Source organism: Citrobacter sp. Cm038, from assembly GCF_030333105.1.
Lineage (GTDB): Bacteria > Pseudomonadota > Gammaproteobacteria > Enterobacterales > Enterobacteriaceae > Citrobacter > Citrobacter murliniae.
Genome location: NZ_JAOWGO010000016.1, coordinates 1,106,493 through 1,126,498, shown reverse-complemented (window position 1 = coordinate 1,126,498; position 20,006 = coordinate 1,106,493). Strand labels below are relative to the sequence as shown.

General features: G+C 46.0%; 28 protein-coding genes and 4 pseudogenes. 4 read left to right on the top strand and 28 right to left on the bottom strand.

Annotated elements, in window-relative coordinates; all coding sequences use genetic code 11:
• Positions 1-366: 366 nt before the first annotated feature.
• Positions 367-714: a hypothetical protein gene (locus tag OGY01_RS07715; RefSeq protein ID WP_238795235.1), complete on the bottom strand. Its 348-nt coding sequence runs from the start codon at positions 712-714 to the stop codon at positions 367-369.
• A 301-nt stretch (positions 715-1,015) separates the two neighbouring features.
• Between OGY01_RS07715 and OGY01_RS07710 the strand changes: the two genes are divergently transcribed.
• The 4 genes and pseudogenes from OGY01_RS07710 (at position 1,016) to OGY01_RS07695 (ending at position 5,009) form a co-directional block, all read left to right on the top strand.
• Entirely contained in the window at positions 1,016-2,548 is a 1,533-nt protein-coding gene (locus tag OGY01_RS07710; protein ID WP_181552891.1) for an ERF family protein, read from the top strand.
• A gap of 17 nt (positions 2,549-2,565) precedes the next feature.
• Positions 2,566-3,081 (top strand): Ref family recombination enhancement nuclease, encoded by a 516-nt coding sequence (locus tag OGY01_RS07705; protein ID WP_238795248.1) that lies wholly within the window; start codon positions 2,566-2,568, stop codon positions 3,079-3,081.
• Positions 3,082-4,107: 1,026 nt separating this feature from the next.
• Positions 4,108-4,230, top strand: a pseudogene (locus tag OGY01_RS23785) (hypothetical protein); the annotation flags it as partial.
• A 311-nt stretch (positions 4,231-4,541) separates the two neighbouring features.
• Positions 4,542-5,009 (top strand): tail fiber assembly protein, encoded by a 468-nt coding sequence (locus OGY01_RS07695; protein WP_286492778.1) that lies wholly within the window; start codon positions 4,542-4,544, stop codon positions 5,007-5,009.
• A 15-nt stretch (positions 5,010-5,024) separates the two neighbouring features.
• Here the strand turns inward: OGY01_RS07695 and OGY01_RS07690 are convergent, their stop codons facing one another.
• The 27 genes and pseudogenes from OGY01_RS07690 to OGY01_RS07565 all read right to left on the bottom strand — a co-directional run bounded on the left by OGY01_RS07690 (position 5,025) and on the right by OGY01_RS07565 (position 19,980).
• Entirely contained in the window at positions 5,025-5,294 is a 270-nt protein-coding gene (locus tag OGY01_RS07690; protein WP_057064842.1) for a hypothetical protein, read from the bottom strand.
• 84 nt (positions 5,295-5,378) lie between these two features.
• On the bottom strand, positions 5,379-6,011 hold the full coding sequence (locus OGY01_RS07685) for a hypothetical protein (protein ID WP_181552888.1): 633 nt from the start codon (positions 6,009-6,011) through the stop codon (positions 5,379-5,381).
• Entirely contained in the window at positions 6,011-6,247 is a 237-nt protein-coding gene (locus OGY01_RS07680; RefSeq protein WP_181553260.1) for a hypothetical protein, read from the bottom strand. The genes OGY01_RS07685 and OGY01_RS07680 overlap by 1 nt, the downstream gene beginning before the upstream one ends.
• Complete coding sequence (locus OGY01_RS07675) at positions 6,247-6,477, bottom strand: hypothetical protein (RefSeq protein WP_008324324.1); 231 nt, start codon at positions 6,475-6,477, stop codon at positions 6,247-6,249. The genes OGY01_RS07680 and OGY01_RS07675 overlap by 1 nt, the downstream gene beginning before the upstream one ends.
• A complete protein-coding gene (locus OGY01_RS07670; protein WP_181552887.1) occupies positions 6,470-7,225 on the bottom strand; it encodes a hypothetical protein in 756 nt (251 codons plus the stop codon). The genes OGY01_RS07675 and OGY01_RS07670 overlap by 8 nt, the downstream gene beginning before the upstream one ends.
• Positions 7,225-8,634 (bottom strand): baseplate J/gp47 family protein, encoded by a 1,410-nt coding sequence (locus OGY01_RS07665; RefSeq protein WP_286492777.1) that lies wholly within the window; start codon positions 8,632-8,634, stop codon positions 7,225-7,227. Before OGY01_RS07665 ends, OGY01_RS07670 begins: the two co-directional genes overlap by 1 nt.
• Positions 8,618-8,968 (bottom strand): contractile injection system sheath initiator, encoded by a 351-nt coding sequence (locus OGY01_RS07660; RefSeq protein ID WP_286492776.1) that lies wholly within the window; start codon positions 8,966-8,968, stop codon positions 8,618-8,620. The genes OGY01_RS07665 and OGY01_RS07660 overlap by 17 nt, the downstream gene beginning before the upstream one ends.
• A gap of 214 nt (positions 8,969-9,182) precedes the next feature.
• Entirely contained in the window at positions 9,183-9,560 is a 378-nt protein-coding gene (locus OGY01_RS07655) for a hypothetical protein (protein ID WP_181502513.1), read from the bottom strand.
• Positions 9,561-9,569: 9 nt separating this feature from the next.
• Positions 9,570-10,280, bottom strand: coding sequence for a phage baseplate protein (locus tag OGY01_RS07650; RefSeq protein WP_181552884.1), 711 nt, complete (start codon positions 10,278-10,280; stop codon positions 9,570-9,572).
• A complete protein-coding gene (locus tag OGY01_RS07645) occupies positions 10,277-11,230 on the bottom strand; it encodes a hypothetical protein (RefSeq protein ID WP_286492774.1) in 954 nt (317 codons plus the stop codon). The genes OGY01_RS07650 and OGY01_RS07645 overlap by 4 nt, the downstream gene beginning before the upstream one ends.
• A 1,078-nt stretch (positions 11,231-12,308) precedes the next feature.
• Entirely contained in the window at positions 12,309-12,566 is a 258-nt protein-coding gene (locus tag OGY01_RS07640) for a hypothetical protein (RefSeq protein ID WP_286492773.1), read from the bottom strand.
• A gap of 3 nt (positions 12,567-12,569) precedes the next feature.
• Positions 12,570-13,448 (bottom strand): site-specific integrase, encoded by an 879-nt coding sequence (locus OGY01_RS07635; protein ID WP_286492772.1) that lies wholly within the window; start codon positions 13,446-13,448, stop codon positions 12,570-12,572.
• A gap of 4 nt (positions 13,449-13,452) precedes the next feature.
• Entirely contained in the window at positions 13,453-13,701 is a 249-nt protein-coding gene (locus tag OGY01_RS07630) for a hypothetical protein (RefSeq protein ID WP_286492771.1), read from the bottom strand.
• 125 nt (positions 13,702-13,826) lie between these two features.
• Positions 13,827-13,979 (bottom strand): annotated as a pseudogene (locus tag OGY01_RS23780) (DUF551 domain-containing protein); the annotation flags it as partial.
• A 27-nt stretch (positions 13,980-14,006) separates the two neighbouring features.
• A pseudogene (locus OGY01_RS07625) lies at positions 14,007-14,288 on the bottom strand (DUF3850 domain-containing protein); the annotation flags it as partial.
• Positions 14,289-14,406: 118 nt separating this feature from the next.
• Complete coding sequence (locus tag OGY01_RS07620; RefSeq protein ID WP_048216328.1) at positions 14,407-14,610, bottom strand: hypothetical protein; 204 nt, start codon at positions 14,608-14,610, stop codon at positions 14,407-14,409.
• A gap of 1 nt (position 14,611) precedes the next feature.
• Positions 14,612-14,920, bottom strand: coding sequence for a hypothetical protein (locus tag OGY01_RS07615; RefSeq protein ID WP_149335238.1), 309 nt, complete (start codon positions 14,918-14,920; stop codon positions 14,612-14,614).
• A 132-nt stretch (positions 14,921-15,052) separates the two neighbouring features.
• Positions 15,053-15,284: pseudogene (locus OGY01_RS23775) on the bottom strand (ead/Ea22-like family protein); the annotation flags it as partial.
• 2 nt (positions 15,285-15,286) lie between these two features.
• The gene (locus tag OGY01_RS07605; protein ID WP_286492770.1) at positions 15,287-15,652 is read right to left on the bottom strand and encodes a hypothetical protein; all 366 of its coding nucleotides are present in this window, start codon (positions 15,650-15,652) and stop codon (positions 15,287-15,289) included.
• Positions 15,639-15,902 carry a hypothetical protein gene (locus OGY01_RS07600; protein WP_286492768.1) on the bottom strand — a complete coding sequence of 88 codons (264 nt, stop codon included), beginning with the start codon at positions 15,900-15,902 and terminating at the stop codon, positions 15,639-15,641. Before OGY01_RS07600 ends, OGY01_RS07605 begins: the two co-directional genes overlap by 14 nt.
• 2 nt (positions 15,903-15,904) lie before the next feature.
• The gene (locus tag OGY01_RS07595) at positions 15,905-16,174 is read right to left on the bottom strand and encodes a helix-turn-helix domain-containing protein (RefSeq protein WP_286492766.1); all 270 of its coding nucleotides are present in this window, start codon (positions 16,172-16,174) and stop codon (positions 15,905-15,907) included.
• 9 nt (positions 16,175-16,183) lie between these two features.
• The gene (locus OGY01_RS07590; RefSeq protein ID WP_286492764.1) at positions 16,184-16,906 is read right to left on the bottom strand and encodes a hypothetical protein; all 723 of its coding nucleotides are present in this window, start codon (positions 16,904-16,906) and stop codon (positions 16,184-16,186) included.
• A 7-nt stretch (positions 16,907-16,913) separates the two neighbouring features.
• On the bottom strand, positions 16,914-17,435 hold the full coding sequence (locus OGY01_RS07585; RefSeq protein ID WP_171845705.1) for a hypothetical protein: 522 nt from the start codon (positions 17,433-17,435) through the stop codon (positions 16,914-16,916).
• 10 nt (positions 17,436-17,445) lie between these two features.
• Complete coding sequence (locus OGY01_RS07580; RefSeq protein ID WP_191221136.1) at positions 17,446-17,736, bottom strand: hypothetical protein; 291 nt, start codon at positions 17,734-17,736, stop codon at positions 17,446-17,448.
• Between the two features lie 162 nt (positions 17,737-17,898).
• Positions 17,899-18,612 carry a YnfC family lipoprotein gene (locus OGY01_RS07575; protein ID WP_286492762.1) on the bottom strand — a complete coding sequence of 238 codons (714 nt, stop codon included), beginning with the start codon at positions 18,610-18,612 and terminating at the stop codon, positions 17,899-17,901.
• A gap of 146 nt (positions 18,613-18,758) precedes the next feature.
• A complete protein-coding gene (locus OGY01_RS07570; protein WP_225760912.1) occupies positions 18,759-19,229 on the bottom strand; it encodes a YqeJ family protein in 471 nt (156 codons plus the stop codon).
• The gene (locus OGY01_RS07565; RefSeq protein WP_233633575.1) at positions 19,216-19,980 is read right to left on the bottom strand and encodes a winged helix-turn-helix domain-containing protein; all 765 of its coding nucleotides are present in this window, start codon (positions 19,978-19,980) and stop codon (positions 19,216-19,218) included. The genes OGY01_RS07570 and OGY01_RS07565 overlap by 14 nt, the downstream gene beginning before the upstream one ends.
• Between the last annotated feature and the right edge of the window lie 26 nt (positions 19,981-20,006).

Below are 20,006 nucleotides of genomic sequence, written 5' to 3'. Positions count from 1 at the left end.
TCGCAGTCAGAAAGGCGGGGTGTTACCCCCGCCCTGATTTAGCGACTCTCCTTAGCTTCGTAGGCAAACTTTGCCGCCACTTGCACACCTCCCTGTCCTATTGACGCTTCGCAAAGCGTCCGGTTTAGAGCGGTATATGCCAGTAGCGCCGCGATATAAATCGCGATGAACAAAAAAACTCCTTTGTAAAACAAAGTTGCCTCCTTAGCGTTGGGGAGGCTATAATCTGATTGCGAAGTCAAGATTAGGAGCCTCATTGGTTAATTGAAAAATTACCTTTGGGGCTTTTATCTATCTGCCGCACGGTAACATGAGACAGATAGCCTCAAGCACCGGGCTGGATTATAACAACAAATTACTTACCAATTAAACAGTTGCTTTGCGCCTCTCAATTTCATCCTTTGCTTTAGCTACTTCATCCTCAGAAAACAACCATTCAGGAAAGCAACACCGACAACTAAACATTTCGTTTATATGGAATGCAATTCCTTCAAGAGCAACGTGTGAAGGATTCACCCACCAGACATTGCTATCAGTTGAAATGCACCTAAGCCGGAAATATTTTACCCCTGCCAAACGAGCATTTTTTCGCTCGCTACGCCAACGATGATTCAATGTTTCCGATGTTGCTTTTATCTGCTGTTCCAGTTGCTTTGTTATTCTGGCTTCACCCTTTGAATTAACTTTGATGACGGCATAGCTTGGCGTTTTCAAGTAGATACCCGTTGTGGCTACAATTCTCGCTTGATTCTAATTTGTAGTTGAAATAAGATCTATACAGGTGCTCAAAACACCTTTGTAAACAGCGGTAAATCACCCCGTTAGCGTGATTTTTTTGTACCCGGAATTTATGCTCTGGTAGCTTCATGCTACATGAGTGCTGAATTATGGGGTGGAGTGCGACGAATAGCAGGCCTCTCCGTCTGTGAATAAGTCCGCCGACTGTTTACGGTTTTGAGCTCCACCCCGCCCATCTCAAAAGTGGGCTTCAGTCTCATAAACAGGAGCAACAACTATGAGTACATTACTCACTATCCCCGATGCCGCCGAACTGCTGGCACACACCCTCGCCGCCCTGAAAGCTGCTGGCTATGCCAGTGCCGCTATGATGCCCGTTCATCGTAACGACTCAAACGAAGTCGAAAAAGCGGAAATGCCAGCCCCTACCGCGCCAGAAGTCTATGTAGCCCCCGGCAAACAGTACGCAAACGCTCAAGAAGCGCTGGCGCACATGGTGCGCGAACTGAAAAACCCGCAACGCGACAACTACAACGAAACGCTGGATTTTACGTTTGCTTCGCTGGCGCAACTGCTGGACTTATTACGCGAGCCTATTTACCAGCATGGCCTGATGCTCAAACAGGAGTTTGAGAAAGGCGATGAACTGCCTTTAGATATGGTGACAACTTTTATCCATATCCCAACCGGTACAGAAGTTTCTTTCCGTCTCCCCGCCTACATCAAAGAAGATAAACGCCTGGACGAATGCCAGCGCGTGGGCGCGTCGTTTAGCTATTTTCGCCGCTATGGTCTGCGTCAGGCTCTGGATATTACTGACGGTGATGACGATATCGACCAGGCTGATTCTAAACGTGAACGCCGGAAGGCTCGCGCACTGAACAGTAGCCGCAAGTGGAAGCCGACCACCAGCGCCCGAACAAAACCAGAATCCATCCTCAATGTGCTCGTTGCATCTGGTGAGTTTTCCGGTAGTGCTGCAATCGCACAGGCTAAAGCCCGTAACCCGTTTCTGCGTACACCGTCTGAACTGGCAGAGGATTTTATTAGCGGCGCAGATCGCATTATGGACGATGAAGGCATAGCGCGTGATACCGTCGCCCGTTTTGGCCTGACAGATACATTCTGGCAGGATTTCTACAGCGGCTATCGTGTTGATGGTGATGAACTGGTAGACGATAAAACCGGGAAACATGTTACTGCTGATGTGGCTATGGCGATTGCTGAATCACTCACGTCATGGGCTGTTTCTGCCGCTGATGCTAACAGTGTTGTTGATACCCGCGATATGGTCAGCGCTGCTACATCACCTTCTTTTGTACCTGACAGACGACCAACCACCCCGGAAGAAGAAGCCTTTATTTCTGCTGTTGGGGCTGGTCATGATGATGAGATAGCGGAAATCGCAGAGCGTCTTTTAGGCGCTGATATCGCTATGGGGCTGGATATCAAAGCCGAACGCAATGACACGCGCTACGCTCGCCGCAACTGGCTCAATGCCTGCAAGGTGTTTTACTCCAATGCGTTGCTTGCCGGGAATGTAAATTTTGATGCGCTTCCCTCCCTGCTGGCACAACCTGAGCCGCAAATTGAAGCACCCGACGAAATGCAACAAAAAGCCGATATAGCGCGTGAAATTGCAGCGGGTAACAGTGATACAGATATCAAACTGCAACAACTCCATGAAATAGCGAAACGCTGCGACACGCACACAGCCAGCTATATAGACACTCTTATTTTGCATGTTGAATGCGACGGGCTAAACACAGAGTTGCCCGTATATATCCCCGAATCAGATTTACCGTACTGATTTACGGGGTGTTCAACATGAAAACTATAGAAGAAAAGTTACAACGTAACTTTGAGCGTCAACGCACGTACCAACAACGCGCCATTGAACGCCAGCGCGAAAAACAGGCTAATCCTGAATGGCGTCAGGCTCAGTATGAAAAACAGCGGGAACGACAATCCCGCCATATTGAACGGGCAAAAAATAAACCGTTTAATCGCGGATTAAAGGGACGAACACCCCGCGCCGCTGAACGGTCATTGATGGATAAAATCGGGGCGCTACCCTGCATTGCGTGTTATGTGCATGGCGTGATTAATGAAGTTGTCAGTTTGCACCATATCAACGGACGAACGATTACCGGCGCTCATGCTTTTGTGTTACCACTGTGCAATCACCATCATCAATATGCAGCACCACCAGTAGTACGCGCTATTTATTCCTGGCTGGTTCCCGTTCATGCAGATGGTAATTGTGGCGGCAAAAGTGCATTTGAGGCTCTCAATGGCTCTCAGGAGCATTTATATAGTCTTTGCCTTGAAATGATAGCCTGAATGCCTGACAGCGCCGCCAGTGCTAATCTGGCGGAGTTACCGCTCAACACCTTCATGTACCTGCATCTCGCGATGTAGAGATAATCGCATCTGACTTAAATTATTGAGGTGCTTATGTCTGAAAATAATTATGCCGCGTTGATGCAAAAAACGTCGCTTCCAGTTTCCACTAATCTACTTGCTCATACTGAGCCTGGAATTTTCCCCGTCGCAGCTGGGAATACCACTGCCCCCGAATCTAAACCCGGATCGCTCATCATTGTATCAGCAGGTTCGACACCTCAATTTTTAAGTGATGATGGTAATCAATACCTAATTTCTAACAACGCATGGTTTAAAGTTATAAAGAGCGCTGGAACTTACATTAATGATTCTGTTGACAAATCCTCTATTGGGGCTCGTGCTGCAACAGGCTTTCAGTTCATGCGAGCACACCAAGCCCCAGACGCACCAGACCAAATTAGTTACTGGCAAATTATCACGCTTACTGAGGTGGTGAGTCCGGCCTCTGTTGTGGATGTACTGGCAATCAGTGGCAATAACGTATTGTTTGGTCACGGCACAGGCGCAGGCATTACCTCATGGCGTCACGTTGCGATGCTGGAAGGTGCTGCCTTTACGGGGGATATCTCTGCTCCCAATATGCGTGGTACTACTACTGTCTCTGTTGGGGATGGTACTGGCGGCATGGCTACAGGTGACGTTGATGGGGCAGGTTTTAACGGTAACAACCTGAATATTAAGTCATGGAATGGTATTGGTTTTCAGAACGCTGAGGACCTTGCTATTCGGGCTTATATCAGCACAAAACTAGGGATTATCGCGGCCAGTGAATCTGTGTATGCAGGTAGCGCTAATCTGTATAAAAACGGTGATGTCTATGGTGACAAATGGAGCACGGGAAATGGTCCTAACTGGCTGAGTTTGTTCCTGGAACATCTTGGTTCACAAATCAGAAATGATCTGACGACCTGGACATTAAATAATTTCCCGACGAAATCTGATGTTTCAGCCGCTCTTTCATTAAAACCAGGGCGTCAGTACATCACTCAGATCGGTGTTTATCAGAATGACAAGTCAAAGCCATTTATGCTTCATGATGATAATTCAGGGATATTTCTTGCGACAACGGACATGCTGTCTGTGTATGCAACACAAAGCTGGGTATTGCAAAACTTCGTACAGAGTATAGACCTTACCGCACCTGCTGAGGTTGCATTTCGGGACGGACAAGGATATCCGCGAGCAACAGATGGTGCGGCCATGTACAACTTTAATATGGTTGGTGGTACCACTAACGTTGGTAATTTTATCATTCGCTACATGCGGAGACTCGTGAATAACGTCTGGTATGTACTTAATTAATTCAACAGGAAATAAACATGCAGAGCTTTGGAAAATTCACTCCTTACACTCCTGAGACAACGGAAAGACCAAGGTCTATAGACGGTGAAAGCGTCATGTTTTTACATGATGAAAAAGGTAATGACTGGTATGACGTCAGAGAACTATTTGACGAATCCACCACATTTAAAATTGGCTATGACGATGATGGGCGCGTAAGAACATTCACAACTAATATTCATGCTTTTTTCCCGGTCAATTTGAGCGTTGTAGAACTTCCGGCTTCAAAAGCTAATCTTGGCGTCACGCTGGGTGATGACTGGTTTTATAAAGACGGGAAATTGCAGCAAATCCGTGACTATCTGGCTAACTCCGAGGCCGAGCGTAACAGCCGCATGAATGAAGCAACAGCGCGCATTAACTGGCTGTCGGCTGCACAGGAAGATGGCGACATCACCGATAAGGAAGAAGCTGAACTAACGGCGCTACGCGCATATCGCACCGCACTACGCCGCCTTGATTTTAGTAATGTAACTGACAAAGAATCATACATCGCGATTAACTGGCCTGAAAAACCGGAATAAACCATAAAGGCCGCACTATGCGGCCTGTTCTTTTTTTGCCCCTTTGTGATGCACTTCCCATAGCGTTATCCCTATCGAGTCGCAGAAATCGCCCAGGTGGTTTAACCCTGACCATTCCCGGATACCTCCCCTTGCCGCTTCCACAAATATTGCCGCATCCACAGAACGATGCAGACCGAATAACCGCCATTTCCCCTTGTCCGTTTTGGTCGCCACTATGCGTGTGAACGTGCCATTTTCGTAAAAGTCGCGGAATGCTGGTTTTTTGCGTGTTGTTACTTTCATAAAAAACAAATCCCCGAAATGTTATTAACAAATCGGGGATATGTTGGCACAAATCGCCGGAATGACTTTTTTATTTCTCAGCGGTCACGATGCCTGAGCAATATCTCGCGCTGATGGTAATGGGTTGCTGTAGACCATGCCGCTGATTAGCGGCGCTGTGTTCATCTGGCTTTCATTCTTCCGCTTAAGCGTAATTGACAATGTGCGGCTTGTTTCCTGACTTGTAAGGGGCTGCGTGGACAGCAAAATCATCGTTAACGGGATGACCACCAGCCCGGATTGTTCCAGAAACCGACGCTTACCGCCCAGCTTGTACTTTGCAGCGATGCCCGTCACGCCAAGATTGAGATAGTTAGCCGGGGCGGTATCCGTTGCCGTTTTTGCGGGGCAGAAGATAACCGCTTTATCGAAGCCTGAAACCGTAAGCTGTAGTGCTGATAAATCTGGTGGTGATGATAACGGGGCGTTTTCGCCGTGGTATATCTCCAAATCGCACACAACGCGCTGTAATGGATTCTGAAACTTTAACGACCATGAACCAGCAAGAAGCCCGCCAAACACATCTATGGTGTGCTGTGGGTACGGTATACAGTTTATTGGCGCACTGCTGCCGCGTATCTCTGCTGGCATAAGCCAGTCAGGTACAACGCTGGAATCGTCAATTGCCGCCCGTTCAAGGTCGGAGATTGCCACCAGTTCTTCCGGTGTTAATGCCATTATTTCCCCTTAGCTGTAAGAAGCTGGTCTATGTGCGCGGCTTTGGCGTACAGGTCATTAAAGATGTAATTTAATTCCGCAAAATCAACGGCATCGCCCTGAATCGGTTCCCCTGACAGGCTGATGTAACACGGTCTGAAACCATCAGCCTGCTTTACAGGTGATGGTTGTTTGACGCTGGCATATTTCGAACCGCGAAAAGGATAGATGCGGCTTATAGTCGCAAAGCTATTCATCACGCATTTACCCTGGCTAATAAATCACGATATTTTTTGTACAGGTCATTGAGAATGAAATTCATTGTTTGTGCGGATACACCATCCCCAAACACCAGATTACCGTTTTCATCAAAATACGTTGGAGCAAAGCCGGTAGCCTGCAATTCTTGTGATGGCTCCTGCTTATTGGGGATATCGGTTCCCCCTTGCCCTTTATAGGTTTTATCTGTTTCCGCCCAGCTATCCATTTTTCACCTTCATTTGTTTGACTGTTACCAGTGTACTGAATGGCGTAATTAGCTCGCCGCCGTTTACCGTCGCAGTACCCTCAATCCGGGTTAACAGCGATTTAATAGCTCTGACTCTGACGCCCTGCGATTCAGTTGCCCGGATCGTTTTTTGTGTTTTCTCGTATCGGATGCCAGCCCATAAGCAAGGAAAAGCATTGCCGGGAAACATTGGCGCATGATGAGTAAGATTCACATTTGGTGGTGTTGCAGCGCTGTAGATATCCCCGCCGAACGTGGCAGATACAAGAGAATCAGAGAGCTCAATATCAGGAGCCATACCACCACACTGCACAAACACAGTACGCAGAGGCACACGATTAAAGGCCGCACCTATTGCGCCAGTGCTTAGCCCAACCCGATTTAGTGGTAGCCAGACAAGTTTGTATACCTGCTGCATGTATGCGCCCACTGATGGCCTTGATTGTGTGGAAACGCTCTGTTCGCCTCTGGCTTGTTGCAGCGCATTACGATAATCATCATCGTCGCGCCCTTCTCGCTGAATGCTGTATTGCTCCCCCCATGCGTCTAAAAGCGTTCCCGTTGAATCTGCCAGAGAAAAACCTTTTTTCATGTATTCAATGGCTGCAACCATGCTGCTGTTGCCGGATTTTAGCCCTGCTATTAGGTCTATATTTCGCTGATGGCGTACTTTTGACGTCAGGCGCTCTTTTGCTAACTGCTCAGGGCTTTTGATTACAGGTTCCATCAAACCACCGTTACCGATGTTGAGTCAGTGACCGCAATAATGCCGCTGCCTACAGAAACATGATTATCTGTTGGCGGGGATATAATGCCGATTTTTACTGTTACGTCCGTCAGCGTTGAAAATGCTGTTAACAAACGGGCATATATTTGACCAGCAAATACATCTTTCCCCGGTGTAAGCTGTGAAAAATAGGCCGTTACGGTGTTTTTAGCCACGCTGATATAATCCGCTGGCCTGCCCGTTGTTTCTTTATCCCATATATCGCCTGACACACTGACATAAACAAGTTGAAAGCTCTGGCGGCTGAAATAAACCGTTTCCGTTATCTCTCCATCGGTCGCCGTTGCCGATACATCACCATGAAAACCACATTCAGCGGCGGCGGCATCATAAATAGCCTGAGCTATTTCAGTATCATCACCGCCAGCTACAAAAACCTGAATTGATTTACCGGGTATTCCCTCAGCATTCGTGTTAATTCCCCGATTAACCTCAACAGAAGCATAAGAGACACCGTTGACGGCTAATACTGCATTTTTAACGCCGGGGCGCGATGCGCTAATGTTAATTCGACCTGCTGCCGCTGCCGCCTGTATACGCTCGCGATAGGACTCATCATCTTCAATGAGAAAACCTTTAACACCGTTTGCCAGTACCAGAATGTCATTGTTTGCAACGTAGCCAAACAATACTGCTGGAAACTCGGTATTGCTTTGGTAGTAAGCGGTTGCAGGCATACCAGCCCGGACAATTTCAAACACATCATCAGCAAAGGAAAACGGAATAATTGTTCTGCCATCAGCGGCATAAAGCAGAGTCCCGTATGATGATTGATATGTTGTAAGGGCTGTTTCAGCCGCTGTGATTTGCGTGTACAGGCGGCTGAGTATCGAGTCTGACGTGTCACCAGTCTGAAATTGTGTTGAGTGCGGCTTACCAGAAATGTTAATGGTAAATGTGTTTCCGCTGGTGATGGCATCCTGACGGACTTTTAACACATATCCAGTGGCTGACTTTCCGTCTTCTTTTACTTCGTGGTTTATCGCCCACTCACCAGCGCTACCAGAGATAGTAAACTCATCACCAGCGCTAATGACCTGACCCGGCTGTAAGAGGTAAAGAACATAAGCCAGCGAGCGAGTAAGGCCATAACGAGGAAGGTTGAAGCGCTCGCCAAGACCATCTAACTGTGCTCCCTCTGCCATTGAAATGAAAAAGCCGGAAAATACCCAGCCAATCGCCTCAATGATGTTTAAGTCATCTTCCGAAACTATCGCTATTGTTTGCCCGACCAGTGAGTCGCCATCGGGGTTAACATCACCCAATGCGCCCTTTAGCTTTTCGTATTTATCGCCTCTTAGCTCCGGCAATCTGGCACCATGCCAGCCACCATCATTCACTAATTCCACTTGTTACCTCTGTACTTTCTGAGCCAATGTAGACCGCAAAGCGGATTGTGTAATTACCCTTCGCATCACTAATGGCTGTGGTTTTGGCGTCGCTAACTTCCGGGGTGCGTTTAGCCTCAGCATTAATCATATTGGAGACAATCGGAGCTGGAAGGCGTGACGCCATAATGCCAGGCACCCACGGCAAACCCTGAGTTTCATCGAGCCACCATTCACCGCGATTTGTCCCGACTCTTATCTCTGCCTGCTGTGCCACACCATCAATGCCACCATCCAGCACAAAATCACCGTTACGAAGAATCACCCCGTTTTCGTCCTGCATAATGTCCAGCATCAGTAATTCATCCCCTCAACGAATGCCAGTTTCGAAACCCACACAAGGCATCGGCTTGTACCTACTGATTCAACCCGTTGTACCTGACCAACGGGAATGATTCTTTTCCCCCTGCACGTAGGCATAACCAGCGTTAATGATTCGCCTGGCTGCGGCCTGTTAGTGGAAAGAAAGCAACCTTTCATACCGTGTCGATATTGTGTTGTTGTGATGTTCATTCTGTGTGCATCCACTTTTCAACGTGTACCACCGTTACTGCCGCATCCAGTGATTCAATATCCAAAAGGTCATCAAGGTCGAAACCTTCCCCGGCATCGTTCAGCATCTGCGCCATTGCTGCCTGATGTGGCAATTCAAACGGCAAATCGCTGTAAAAAGGCATGAACTGGTCTTTGCATTCGCGGCAGGTCGCCATGACCATATAAAGGGGCGCATTAATCAGGGGGATACACTCGACGCGATCCACAACCAGCCCGGTACGTTCAGTAATGTTGATAATCTCGCCCTTGCTGATGGTTGTGCTGTAGTCACCAGCCATCAGAAAGCCTTTGTTAGAAAGCGCAATTTGTGCCGCATCATCATTCAATTTCATGTCGTTTCCTTATGAAGGCTTGTTAGTCTCTTTGCCCTGGCCATTTGAAATGTGGGTATGGTCTTTACCTGACTTACCGCCGCTGATATGGTCAGCCGCTTCGCTTTTCCCGGTTACTTTGACGTTGCCGCCGAATTCAGCGTTACCACCGCCTTTAGCACCCTGACTGATAGCGCCGGAAATAGTTAAATTTCCGTTTATGGTGGTCATGGGGGCAGTCATATCGATGCCTCCCGGTGCGTTAACGGTCATTTTGTTGCCCGTAAATGCGAAGGTTGCGCCCTGTCCGGTATCACCTTTAATGCTCCCGTCATCCCATTCGATGAAGGCGCTACCACTGAAAACGCGTATGCCGGGGCTATCTGGCATCTGATGAATTGATTTGTCGGAAAAGCCGCACAGGGCAACGGCATTTGAGAAGGTTTTATGGTCTGGTTCGTCACCGTCGCCGTGGGATAGCGCTATCAATAAGCATTCATCACCCGGCAAAACTCGCCCGCTGATGCCAGACTTGCCGCCATCCCAGACAAGAGTAATAAGGCGCACATTTTCAACCACTGGATAATCGACAGGCTCTGGATTGTCGCCAAACGAACGTTTTGGCGTTGGCCTGACGGTTGCGCGGCCTTCACCTACCGATACAATCACAGCCTCCAGAGCAAAAATGGCTGAGTTAAGCGCCTGCTCTACAATTGCGTTAACCTGACTTCCCGTCCTCATGCAATGATGCCCTCCCATGAGGATGACCATGCCTGACGGTCACGCGTACTGAATCTGTGGGAAATCTTTTTAACAATGATGTTCCAGCCTTCCCCCATAGAAGGCGACGAGAGCTCTATCTGCTCGCCAATCTCAACACCGCCACGTAAAAGCGACTCCCAAGTAATGGCCTCAATAACTCCCATCTGACGGCGAGCGCCTTTTGAGTAGTCAACCTGAGAGCCTTTAGGAGGCCACTGGTATGTAGTTATGCTTTTGTCGTGTTTCTTCTGGATTTTGTCTTTTTCTGATGGGTTCTTTTTCTTGGTGCGCTTTGGTGAATGGATCTTTAAAAATGGAGCACCAAGTAATCCCGTTTCAGGTGAAAAAACGGCAGCACCAGTGAGAACAGAATCCCCGGCAGTGACAACTAACGACTGATATTGAAGTGACCATGTGGCATTAACCGGCTTGCATAAGCTGGTTAACACATCGCGGGATAATGCAACGCCGCTGACATTCTTAGGCAATACTAATGTTGCTGCAGTTTTCGAGACCTGACACCCCAGCCCCATATCTGACGCAACCAGCGACACAGCCTCTTTGAGGTTTTGCCCCTTTTTAAAAGTGCGAGATGTGACGCTGGCGCGAAATGGAATAAGCGCCTCATAAACTTTCATTTTCAGACCGTAAACCTCGTTAGGCTTAATGGTTACGGCGCTGATTAGCTCCCCCTGAAACAGGGTGAACATGCCTTCATCTATATAGCCAGCGGCAATGCTGACGGTTGAACCTGCCTGAGCGATTGCATTTTGCGTCTGAGGCGTAAGCCCCCACACGGTCAAGTCAGCTTCGTTTGGCTCTTTTTCATCGTCACGCATAGACGAAAAATCCACATCTACATCCGTAATGTGGATCGTCTCGCCATCTGTGCAATTAACAGTTATCTCGAACTGACGCCCGTAAGCCATAAAAATCACCTCCTTATATAGAAGTGATTTAAAGGCAACGCCTAGGCTAATTACAGAAACGCCGCCAGCGGTAATGCGTCAATATTTGGTGCAAGGTTGAATCTGTGGATAAACAAGACAAAAACCGCCACCTGCACGATTTATGTTAGTGGTCAATATCACTTTGAAGTGGCGAAAATGCTGATTTTTATTGTGGATAACATTTATCGTGCCAGCTTTCATGTTGCTGCTTTGTTTTAAATGTTGTGGCTGATTTATGAACATTTAATTTGTAACAGCCTCGCTATCCTTTAACGGTCAATTATTTACCCGTTCTAGTTGTGAGTCAGAAAGTGATAGATAACGTCCGGTGCTGGTGGAAACAAGCCTGAGCGCGGTTTAATATATTTTCGCCCCCTGCCTCATGCCAGCTTTCCGCTTTTGTGACTAACTCATTATCTCCATGTCAATATGTTAAAACATCTGGTCGGATGAGACTGTAGAAACATTCCCGGGATTTTTTATGGAGATTTCCCATTGGGCGGTTCTATCATTTTGATTTATATGGAATTTAAATAACCCTCTCTTTTCCGGTTTTATTTCAGACAGAAACATTTATTAATGATTATGTGGTTTTTGTCTATTCTCCGCTCAATCTCATCATATTTTTCAGAATGTCCAACCTTATATATCCGTTTGCTTCACATATGTACGCTTATGATTTATATGATGTATTTTGTGGCTTAATCTTTTTGTTTCGTGTTGCTGGCAAATTACAATGTATTGACGACAAAAAACGCACATAAACTGCATCAAAAACAACCAAATTTCGCAATTGATTGTTTTTATTGAGCTAAATAAATTTTCGTCGTTTTTGTCTATAAATTGACTTTAATCACATTACTTTGTTATGTGTTATGGTTCGTAAAAACTTATCCACACAACACATATTTAACTTTGTTGTTAACATTTTTAACCTTAATTGTGTTTGTATTTTGTTAAATGCGATTTAACGCTTTATTCACATAAACTTTAGCAGGTGTGTTTTTTGTAGGCATAAAAAACCCGGCGAATGCCGGGTATGTTCTGCTGACGCTATTTAGACCATGCTACTGAAAGCCGTTTCTACTTCTGCTGCGCTCAACGTTGCTATATCCCGATAAAGTGCTATTGCTTCCTGAGTCGTTTTGCGACCTCCCATCAATATCTTTTCACCTTCACGACTGATCATTTCCACTCGATAAATATCAGGTTTCGCTTTTAGGTTTGTACGCAATTGGAGTGATTTAAACAGGCAATGTCTCGGATATTTCTTTTGATACATTACATCATTATCTTTTATTGCTGGCATTGACATTTCCTACCCCCTGACCTGTAAATATTCTTCTATCGAGTTAGTTAATATTTTTCTCATTGCTGCGAATGGTGGCGACTGTAAATAAATAGATGGTACATCTTTGACAGCGTGGTTAAGTATTAATTCTGTTGCAAGAAAATCCTCGCCACGAACAGCAGCAGAAGTACGGAACAACTTACGCAAATCATGACAACGCCACTTTATACCAGCGCGGGATATAGTCGTTACCAGTGTGTTATATTTCACTTCTGATTCCCCGATTACAGATAGCCACTCATCTATCAGTGGAATGTATTTAACTGGAATAGGTAAAAGCAGGTCAGCATGCGTCTTTGTGCAACGGTCTGGAATAAACAGCCTGCCACCCGATATAAGAGAGTTGCTGGATAATGAGAGTGTTTCAGATGCCCTTAGCCCGAAACATAACATCATTCGTGCGGCTGTTCTGTATGGTTCGCGTAGTGATTCTATATCGTGTACAACAGCGGTGTATTCATCAATGCTTACTCGTGCAGGTTTACTTAGCGCTCGATGGCGCTTAATTCTCTTGCCAATTGCCCTTGCTGCGGTTCGCATAGCCTCCAGCATTCTCCCCAGCGAACCGGGCGCGGCTGGCTTGAATTTGATATCAGCATGAATCACCCAGGCAACGACAGCAGCAACACAATCAATGCGCTGACGGATAGTGGATGCCGCCAGACCATTATCAATGCATCTGTCGGCATATCTAACCCATGTATCCGGTACGCTCGCTGCGCGAACACCAAGCGAAAGGACTGGCTCCAGCATTCGAACAGCATGACGCTCGTTAATGATAGTTTTTTCGCGCAAACTGACCGCCTGAGCGCGGCGGTCAACCATAATCAGCAAATCACTCAGCATTTTATTAATGTTTACCTCGCAATTTAGAACGAAAGTACCCACATGCCGCATATGCTAACCTAATTATTTTTTCAATAAAAATGATTAGCGCAATGAATAATACAAATGCAGGCCAAAAAAATGCAAATATAAAGGCTTCATGCGGATTTCTGTCTAGACCACATTCCACATCACGCTTTAGCGAATAAAAAAACATCCCTGTAAACCCCAACAAATAAATAGCCAGAATACCTAAATGGGCTAGAATCATCATTTAGTACCACCTTTAAGCATGGCAGCGCGGCAAGCGTTCCACATATCCGCATCGATACAGCATGCGTATTCATCAGGATTTGACGTTGGTAGAATGGCTTTTATCACCTCGTAATCGTGTTCGATTGCAGGCGGCACTACCGTCATTGTCGGGTCGGTGTAGAGCGGCTGGATATTCCAGCCTTTCGATAACCAACTATCAGCAACATTCCGACTTCTTGTGATTGCTGGAATACCAATACCATTATCAACATGAAGCCATGCCACAGCCTCAGAATCATCCCATTCCAGTTTTATACTTAGAAGTACATAGCCCGGCATCCACTCACTAACATCAGCTATATGTGTGATAGTCGCGTTTATGTATTCTCCAGTTGAGTAACAGCTACTGCGATGTATTTCCATCAGATGCAAGATATCGCCTACCTGATAATCCCGGTCATTTTTCCGCAATTCTGCACGCTTCACGCCAGTGCATACGGCATAGAAAAAATCTGAATAAATTTTCAGCTCATGCGTAATACGTCCTCTGGTAAATGCTTTTTCCTCAGAGGTGCGTACGGGTGGATCAAAAGTATTTTTAACCATTATTACCTCGTGTCATGGCAGTGCGCAGGCGTTATCCTTATGAATGAAACCATCGAATTCATCCAAAATATGTCCTTCTGCTTTTCTGTGTGTTTCGCGTATATATTTAGCCATGCTGTTATCGTCCCCAATCAGAAACTTCTTCCTGCACACGGAATTCAGCCTCTACCGCGTCAGCAACATCGTTATCCATTTCAAGACTTGCCGCCGCCAGTTCACGCGCAAATGCTTTTCGGCGCTTCTTGTTTCCCATATTCCACTCACGGCCTTTGAGTTCGTTATTCCACGCTCTGACCATGTAACCCATCATTGATTTAGCCATCTCAATCCCATTGCAAAACTGATGCGAAATATGCACCGCGACACGGCGTGTCACGAGGATGATGCCAGCCTGAATAGCCATCCTGCCCACCTATTGGGCTAACTTTGTACCAACACTGGTAATAGCGGGCGCTACTTGCAAAATCAGCCGCACCATCCGAGTCGATTACATCTTGGGACACAGAAGCCTGAATTATTTCCGCTTCCGTATAATCGCCGCGCATAACGATGAATCGCGCATCGTCCGAGCAAAGATAATCACATGAACCGTCATGTTTACCTTTGGTGGTAGGTTTGATTAATTTATCCATCTCACTCCCCCTTCACGCCAATGCCAGCGGTGCTCTCAAGTAATTCGTCAGCGGCCTGAATTTCAGGATGTTCGTCATAATCAGGAAGATAGCGACGGGCTACAGCTGCAAGGCTGTTTAGCACCTTACGGTGTTCTGCTATGCGCTTCTCTGCGGCTTCCAGCGCCCTAACCAATTCGTCTACCGTTCCGGCAGCCTGTAGAGCGTAATCAGTGATAACCAGCTCGTGATCAATTTCAGTGCCGTTCTCATTCGTTGAGGTGATAGCAAAATAATCAGAATCGATTTCGTTATCGGCTAAGTGGCGTAGCGTATCGGCAACAAGTTGACCGTTTTCGATTAGCAGCGCCTGTTTGTTGAGTGCTGTCATTTATCGCCCCTTACTGCCAATGCTGTACGGATTGCATTCGCAATAACAGCGTAAAACGCTGCATCCTCATAATTTTGTTGCCCCGCCCACTCAAAAATAACGGCAGTAAATTTCATATTGCTGATGACCGTTGATGTTGAATCGCTACGGGCATACAGTGCCACCCATACACCCGGCTTAATAACCTTGCTCTTAACAACACCTAGCGCCGGAATTACTCCGCGAATGGCTGACGCATGACGTTTAGCCGTATCCTTGCTCACCCCTTCACGCTCACTGCGGTCAGCCACCAGCTTTAGCGCTTCTTCGATAAGGTCACGCGATAATCTGCGTTCGCTTCTTTTGGTCTTAATTTTGTCCATTCAAATCACCTTTATTAATCATCCAGGCTGTTGCATTCGGACTTAAATGAACCTCAGCTACCAATCCACGCGAAGCCATATTTTTTAGCTTCTGGCGAATGTCATACTGGAGAATTACCTTGTCAGGATGTGCGCGGCACACAGCCTCACGAATGAAGCTGGTATGCATCTTCTGGTTTTTCAGCGTAGGGCTTGTCCAGCGTTGAAAAGCATCAAAAATATCCTTATCCGTAATGATGTAACGACGCATTGCTACCTCTTTGCCTTTTCTTCAATAATTGGAAAATCAATACCAATGCGCAGAGCGGCAGCGGTGTTAAATATCAACCCTATACGTGGTGTAGCTTCCAGCCCTTCAATCCGGCGTATCGTTGAGCGCATGGCGCTAACCAAACCTGCAAATTCTGTTTTATCCATACCTAATTCACGGCGTAAAGCACCGCTAACAAGTAGGTCTGTTAATTGACCTATGGTCATACGGCGCTTTTCTGCCATGACCTTTTTTACTGTTTCATTGGACATAAAACCCCCTTAAGAAATGCTTACCACATACTGGTTTTCGCTCAATTTAAAGGCGTGGATAGCCGTTCTGGATGCAACCCAGCCATCCTCACCACGTAGAAGTAATGGAATTGTTTTTTCACTGTTAATTAAATTTTCTATTACATTTTTAGTGTTTTCGTCATTACCAGTGTCAAACATAAACGCACGTTGTTTAACTTTGATAACATTGATCTTTTCAGATCCAGTTAAATATTTGACCAGAGTTATCTCTTTTTCCTTAACAGGATTAATCATGAGGTTTTCAATTGAGTGCTTCATGTTTACCCTGTGAGGGTTTTTATATTCAACTTCCCCGGCAATACTTCCGTTTTCCATCAGCCACACAATATCTTTCAATGGGTAATGACTGCCCTGAATTAATACGTGTTCTTCCCCTTCCCGTACTCTGATAAATACCGGATTACCTTGTTCACCCATCCCTTTACGGGATTTGCGGAACAACTGCCCATCACGGTATTCAAAAAGTTCATGACACTTTTGAAAAAGCCATGCCTGATTAATATCCTCACTCCCTGATGTTGCGCCGTTGATTAAATCAGCGAGGCAGGAAACATCAGCATCGGCAACAGACTTAAGCGCAGCACGCATCACATCAGGCAGTTGTAGGCCACCATTTTTAACGCGCTCTTGAGCGCGACTATAGGTTTCTTCGTCTGCCCTAAACTGGATAATTTGTGTTCTTTTGCTCATGTTTTTCTCAAATTAAGTTAGGTGGAATGTAAATCCCGGTTGAAAGCGCTTTATGAAAAGCGTTAGCCATACGACAAGAGTTAATTTCGTCCTTTGACATTGCTGGACGCGGTTTTATAGCCTTCTTCTTTTCTTGCCGTGCTGATTTCAGGGCGCGAGTAATTGCCCCACTCACAAAGAAGTTTTTTTGTGCATGTTTCAGGTGATAAAGATATTTTCCAGTGGATTCACATTTGATCTTCTCTATTTCCACATAGGGAGAGCGAAACATGTTCCAAATTCTACGGGCGATGTTCTTTGCAGTTTGTTTTTTAAATTTGGCGTTAACTTCTTCTCGGATTTGACTCATTGACATGTAGCGACCAGTCATAATTTTTACGAGGTCTTTTGCCGTTACATTGCGTTTTAACTGGTTGTAAGCCAGCAGAAGGGACTCGCGAAAGTAATCACGCGCAGAGCCGCCAAACATCTCAGCCCCCTTTCTTGCCAGTTCCCACGCATGCCGGAAAATCAGAGCGAAATCACGCATGATGCGCCCCCTATGCGTTTCGGCTTAGATTTTTAGGGTGTGTGGCAATAAAAATGCCGTGAATTTTTCCGTGCGGCGCTACGTGAAAAAACAGGCCGCGACGTGATATTTCGGAGAGGATTTTTGCTGTGCGCTCAGGTAAAGACTGAACATTTTGACGTGGTGATATATCAGATACTTCATCGCCGAAAAGATGAACGGTGTTACGTCCCTCACCCATTCGGCAACAAATCAAGAGTAAAGCATTAACAACATGCTGTGTGTTGCTGGTTTTGGTTAACTTCACACTCAATATAGCCATAACATTCACCCATAATATCTATGGACTACGTGTTATCGCTCTACCGAATGTATATTATGTTAAATGCAATATCACAGACCGCACGTACTAGTGCCTGCGCCAGTTCCTTGTCTTGTCTCTCCCGGAACAACTTATTTTTGGGCAAGTCAGATAAACTCTGGATCAGTAATATTCAGTCTGATGGTTCGTAAACATCACCGTGGCCCCGTCTCTATAGTCATCATCATATGCGGTGATGATTGAACAAAGCCGGGCATTTCCATCGGGCTGGTAGCTACAACTCTGTTTTAACCAGACGGTTGTTCCCCTAACCTTCAACGATGATTCAAAATCGAGAAACTGCGGATTTCCTGCTGGATAAGAGATAATTTTGTCGGTGTGCTTTTGATAATCGCGAATGCGTACCGGAAACTGACCATAACGGTATTCGAACCTTTTGCTCACATCGCCGGTTTCCCGGTTAGTCATTGTCTCCAGTAATCCACGTGAATTGTAACTCAGCAAGAATTTGCCACGGTCATTCTCTAGCGCAGTGATCTGACAATCCTGGTTGACCTTGCCAGTGATTTGCTGACCATTGCGTGAGGTCAGGTTGCCATTATTGTTTTCGATATGAAACTCATTTCCACTTATCTTATCGACCATATTTACACGAGTGAAACAACCATTACGGTCATACCAGACATCGGTCATGGCCTGTAACTCCCCTGCACTGTTTCTGATCCATTGCAGGCTGTGCTTGACCTTCCCGCTGCTCGGATCGTGACTAAATAACAGTGCGGCATTAAGCACTGCGGGATTGAATAACACCGGCGATGCCGCATATGCATTTATCGTCAGACAAAAGAACGTAGGGAATAGAAATTTTAATTTCATTGTTATCTGCTATGGCGGCTTAAGAAAGTGTGTTCACTCGTGCGTTTGTGATGGTTTAAAACCATGATGAATGTAGAAGTTTTCAACTTCATTAACAAGGGGTATGTATAGCAAATGTTATACATACCCAGCCCGAGATCATTACCTCACTTGCGACAAAAAACAGATGGTGAGCGGCTGGTATAAAAATGCCATGTGCTGTTATTGAGTCTTAATATGCTGAAATAAAAGGGTTCTTTTGGCTTGAGATAAAAATTAGGTAGCGTTCTTTCCAGCAATGGATGAATCGTTGTGCTGCCTGTGCTTGATGCTACATTTTCAGATTCAAGGAAATAATCGTCCTCTCTGCGGATGAAGTTGAACCAGACATTCTGATTCACTGCCAATATCTCCCCGTTATTATCGGTGATTTTTCCGCGTAAAATAGCAACGCCACGGGCGCCATTAAAAACGTATCTCACAGAAATATCACCACGAATATCGGGATACTCCATCATTAATTCCCCGGAACAATCGAAATTTGAGCGCTGCCAGTTCTGGAGCATTAACGTAGCGACGATCGTCATTACCATCGCTAAGATGATGCAAAGACTCCATTTTAAATTATGCTCCCACATTTCGGGACTCCGTGAAATAATAATATGTAATACAGTCATTATCCCGCCAATGGCTATATTGTTGTCGACAGGTTAATGCAGAGACCCGCGGAAAATGAGGATACATAGTTAGATAAATCCAGGGATGACTCTGACAGTCCAGCGCACTGGTGTGTATAAATTGATGATGCTGGTCAAACTTTAGTACATCCGGATTCGCGTACCAGTGACATCCCTTCCCTATACTCAGCGGTATATAACGGCTAAGCCGGGAATCAAATTGTGTTTGCCAGGTTGCGAATGAGGCTAAAAAGCAAATGAGCACACCTGCCAGAACCCACCAGAGTGTATGTTTGCGTGGCGATTTTGGTGTTGCTTCTGGCGTCGAGACTGGCGAGATTATTGGGCCGCAGAGAAGATCGTCCATCTCCTGCTCAAGCACCTGCAACTGTGGCTCAAGACGGATCCCTACTCTCGGTACGGTGACGATCAGTTCTTCATTCAGACCAAGCTCTTTAAAAGCGCGACGTAGCAATGAGATGTTCTGATAAAATGTATTATTAGTGACCTGAGCACCATTAATAAACCAGACATGTTCAAAGAAATAATCGCGTTCAATAACCTGGCCCTGCCGTTGTATTAATAATGATAAACAACGAGTTGCCGGGGTATTTAGCGTTAAACGTTTCGTCTCATCTGATTTGGCGTGTAATAAGTTACGCTCTGGCCAGAATACGACGGTACCGTTGAGCAAAAAAACTTTTGCCATCATGATCCCTGAATGTTATTTATTTGTCA

Excerpts from the sequence above, each read along its gene's own strand:
- OGY01_RS07670 (WP_181552887.1), bottom strand. The coding sequence starts at position 7,225 with ATGGAACCTGTAATCAAAAGCCCTGAGCAGTTAGCAAAAGAGCGCCTG.
- OGY01_RS07685 (WP_181552888.1), bottom strand. The coding sequence starts at position 6,011 with ATGGCATTAACACCGGAAGAACTGGTGGCAATCTCCGACCTTGAACGG.
- OGY01_RS07605 (WP_286492770.1), bottom strand. The coding sequence starts at position 15,652 with ATGGACAAAATTAAGACCAAAAGAAGCGAACGCAGATTATCGCGTGAC.
- OGY01_RS07615 (WP_149335238.1), bottom strand. The coding sequence starts at position 14,920 with ATGGATAAATTAATCAAACCTACCACCAAAGGTAAACATGACGGTTCA.
- OGY01_RS07580 (WP_191221136.1), bottom strand. The coding sequence starts at position 17,736 with ATGGCTATATTGAGTGTGAAGTTAACCAAAACCAGCAACACACAGCAT.
- OGY01_RS07635 (WP_286492772.1), bottom strand. The coding sequence starts at position 13,448 with ATGCTGAGTGATTTGCTGATTATGGTTGACCGCCGCGCTCAGGCGGTC.
- OGY01_RS07630 (WP_286492771.1), bottom strand. The coding sequence starts at position 13,701 with ATGATGATTCTAGCCCATTTAGGTATTCTGGCTATTTATTTGTTGGGG.
- OGY01_RS07565 (WP_233633575.1), bottom strand. The coding sequence starts at position 19,980 with ATGATGGCAAAAGTTTTTTTGCTCAACGGTACCGTCGTATTCTGGCCA.
- OGY01_RS07595 (WP_286492766.1), bottom strand. The coding sequence starts at position 16,174 with ATGTCCAATGAAACAGTAAAAAAGGTCATGGCAGAAAAGCGCCGTATG.
- OGY01_RS07590 (WP_286492764.1), bottom strand. The coding sequence starts at position 16,906 with ATGAGCAAAAGAACACAAATTATCCAGTTTAGGGCAGACGAAGAAACC.
- OGY01_RS07680 (WP_181553260.1), bottom strand. The coding sequence starts at position 6,247 with ATGAATAGCTTTGCGACTATAAGCCGCATCTATCCTTTTCGCGGTTCG.
- OGY01_RS07705 (WP_238795248.1), top strand. The coding sequence starts at position 2,566 with ATGAAAACTATAGAAGAAAAGTTACAACGTAACTTTGAGCGTCAACGC.
- OGY01_RS07660 (WP_286492776.1), bottom strand. The coding sequence starts at position 8,968 with ATGCTGGACATTATGCAGGACGAAAACGGGGTGATTCTTCGTAACGGT.
- OGY01_RS07710 (WP_181552891.1), top strand. The coding sequence starts at position 1,016 with ATGAGTACATTACTCACTATCCCCGATGCCGCCGAACTGCTGGCACAC.
- OGY01_RS07675 (WP_008324324.1), bottom strand. The coding sequence starts at position 6,477 with ATGGATAGCTGGGCGGAAACAGATAAAACCTATAAAGGGCAAGGGGGA.
- OGY01_RS07640 (WP_286492773.1), bottom strand. The coding sequence starts at position 12,566 with ATGTCAATGCCAGCAATAAAAGATAATGATGTAATGTATCAAAAGAAA.
- OGY01_RS07695 (WP_286492778.1), top strand. The coding sequence starts at position 4,542 with ATGTTTTTACATGATGAAAAAGGTAATGACTGGTATGACGTCAGAGAA.
- OGY01_RS07655 (WP_181502513.1), bottom strand. The coding sequence starts at position 9,560 with ATGAAATTGAATGATGATGCGGCACAAATTGCGCTTTCTAACAAAGGC.
- OGY01_RS07620 (WP_048216328.1), bottom strand. The coding sequence starts at position 14,610 with ATGGCTAAATCAATGATGGGTTACATGGTCAGAGCGTGGAATAACGAA.
- OGY01_RS07645 (WP_286492774.1), bottom strand. The coding sequence starts at position 11,230 with ATGGCTTACGGGCGTCAGTTCGAGATAACTGTTAATTGCACAGATGGC.
- OGY01_RS07600 (WP_286492768.1), bottom strand. The coding sequence starts at position 15,902 with ATGCGTCGTTACATCATTACGGATAAGGATATTTTTGATGCTTTTCAA.
- OGY01_RS07650 (WP_181552884.1), bottom strand. The coding sequence starts at position 10,280 with ATGAGGACGGGAAGTCAGGTTAACGCAATTGTAGAGCAGGCGCTTAAC.
- OGY01_RS07585 (WP_171845705.1), bottom strand. The coding sequence starts at position 17,435 with ATGCGTGATTTCGCTCTGATTTTCCGGCATGCGTGGGAACTGGCAAGA.
- OGY01_RS07570 (WP_225760912.1), bottom strand. The coding sequence starts at position 19,229 with ATGTGGGAGCATAATTTAAAATGGAGTCTTTGCATCATCTTAGCGATG.
- OGY01_RS07690 (WP_057064842.1), bottom strand. The coding sequence starts at position 5,294 with ATGAAAGTAACAACACGCAAAAAACCAGCATTCCGCGACTTTTACGAA.
- OGY01_RS07575 (WP_286492762.1), bottom strand. The coding sequence starts at position 18,612 with ATGAAATTAAAATTTCTATTCCCTACGTTCTTTTGTCTGACGATAAAT.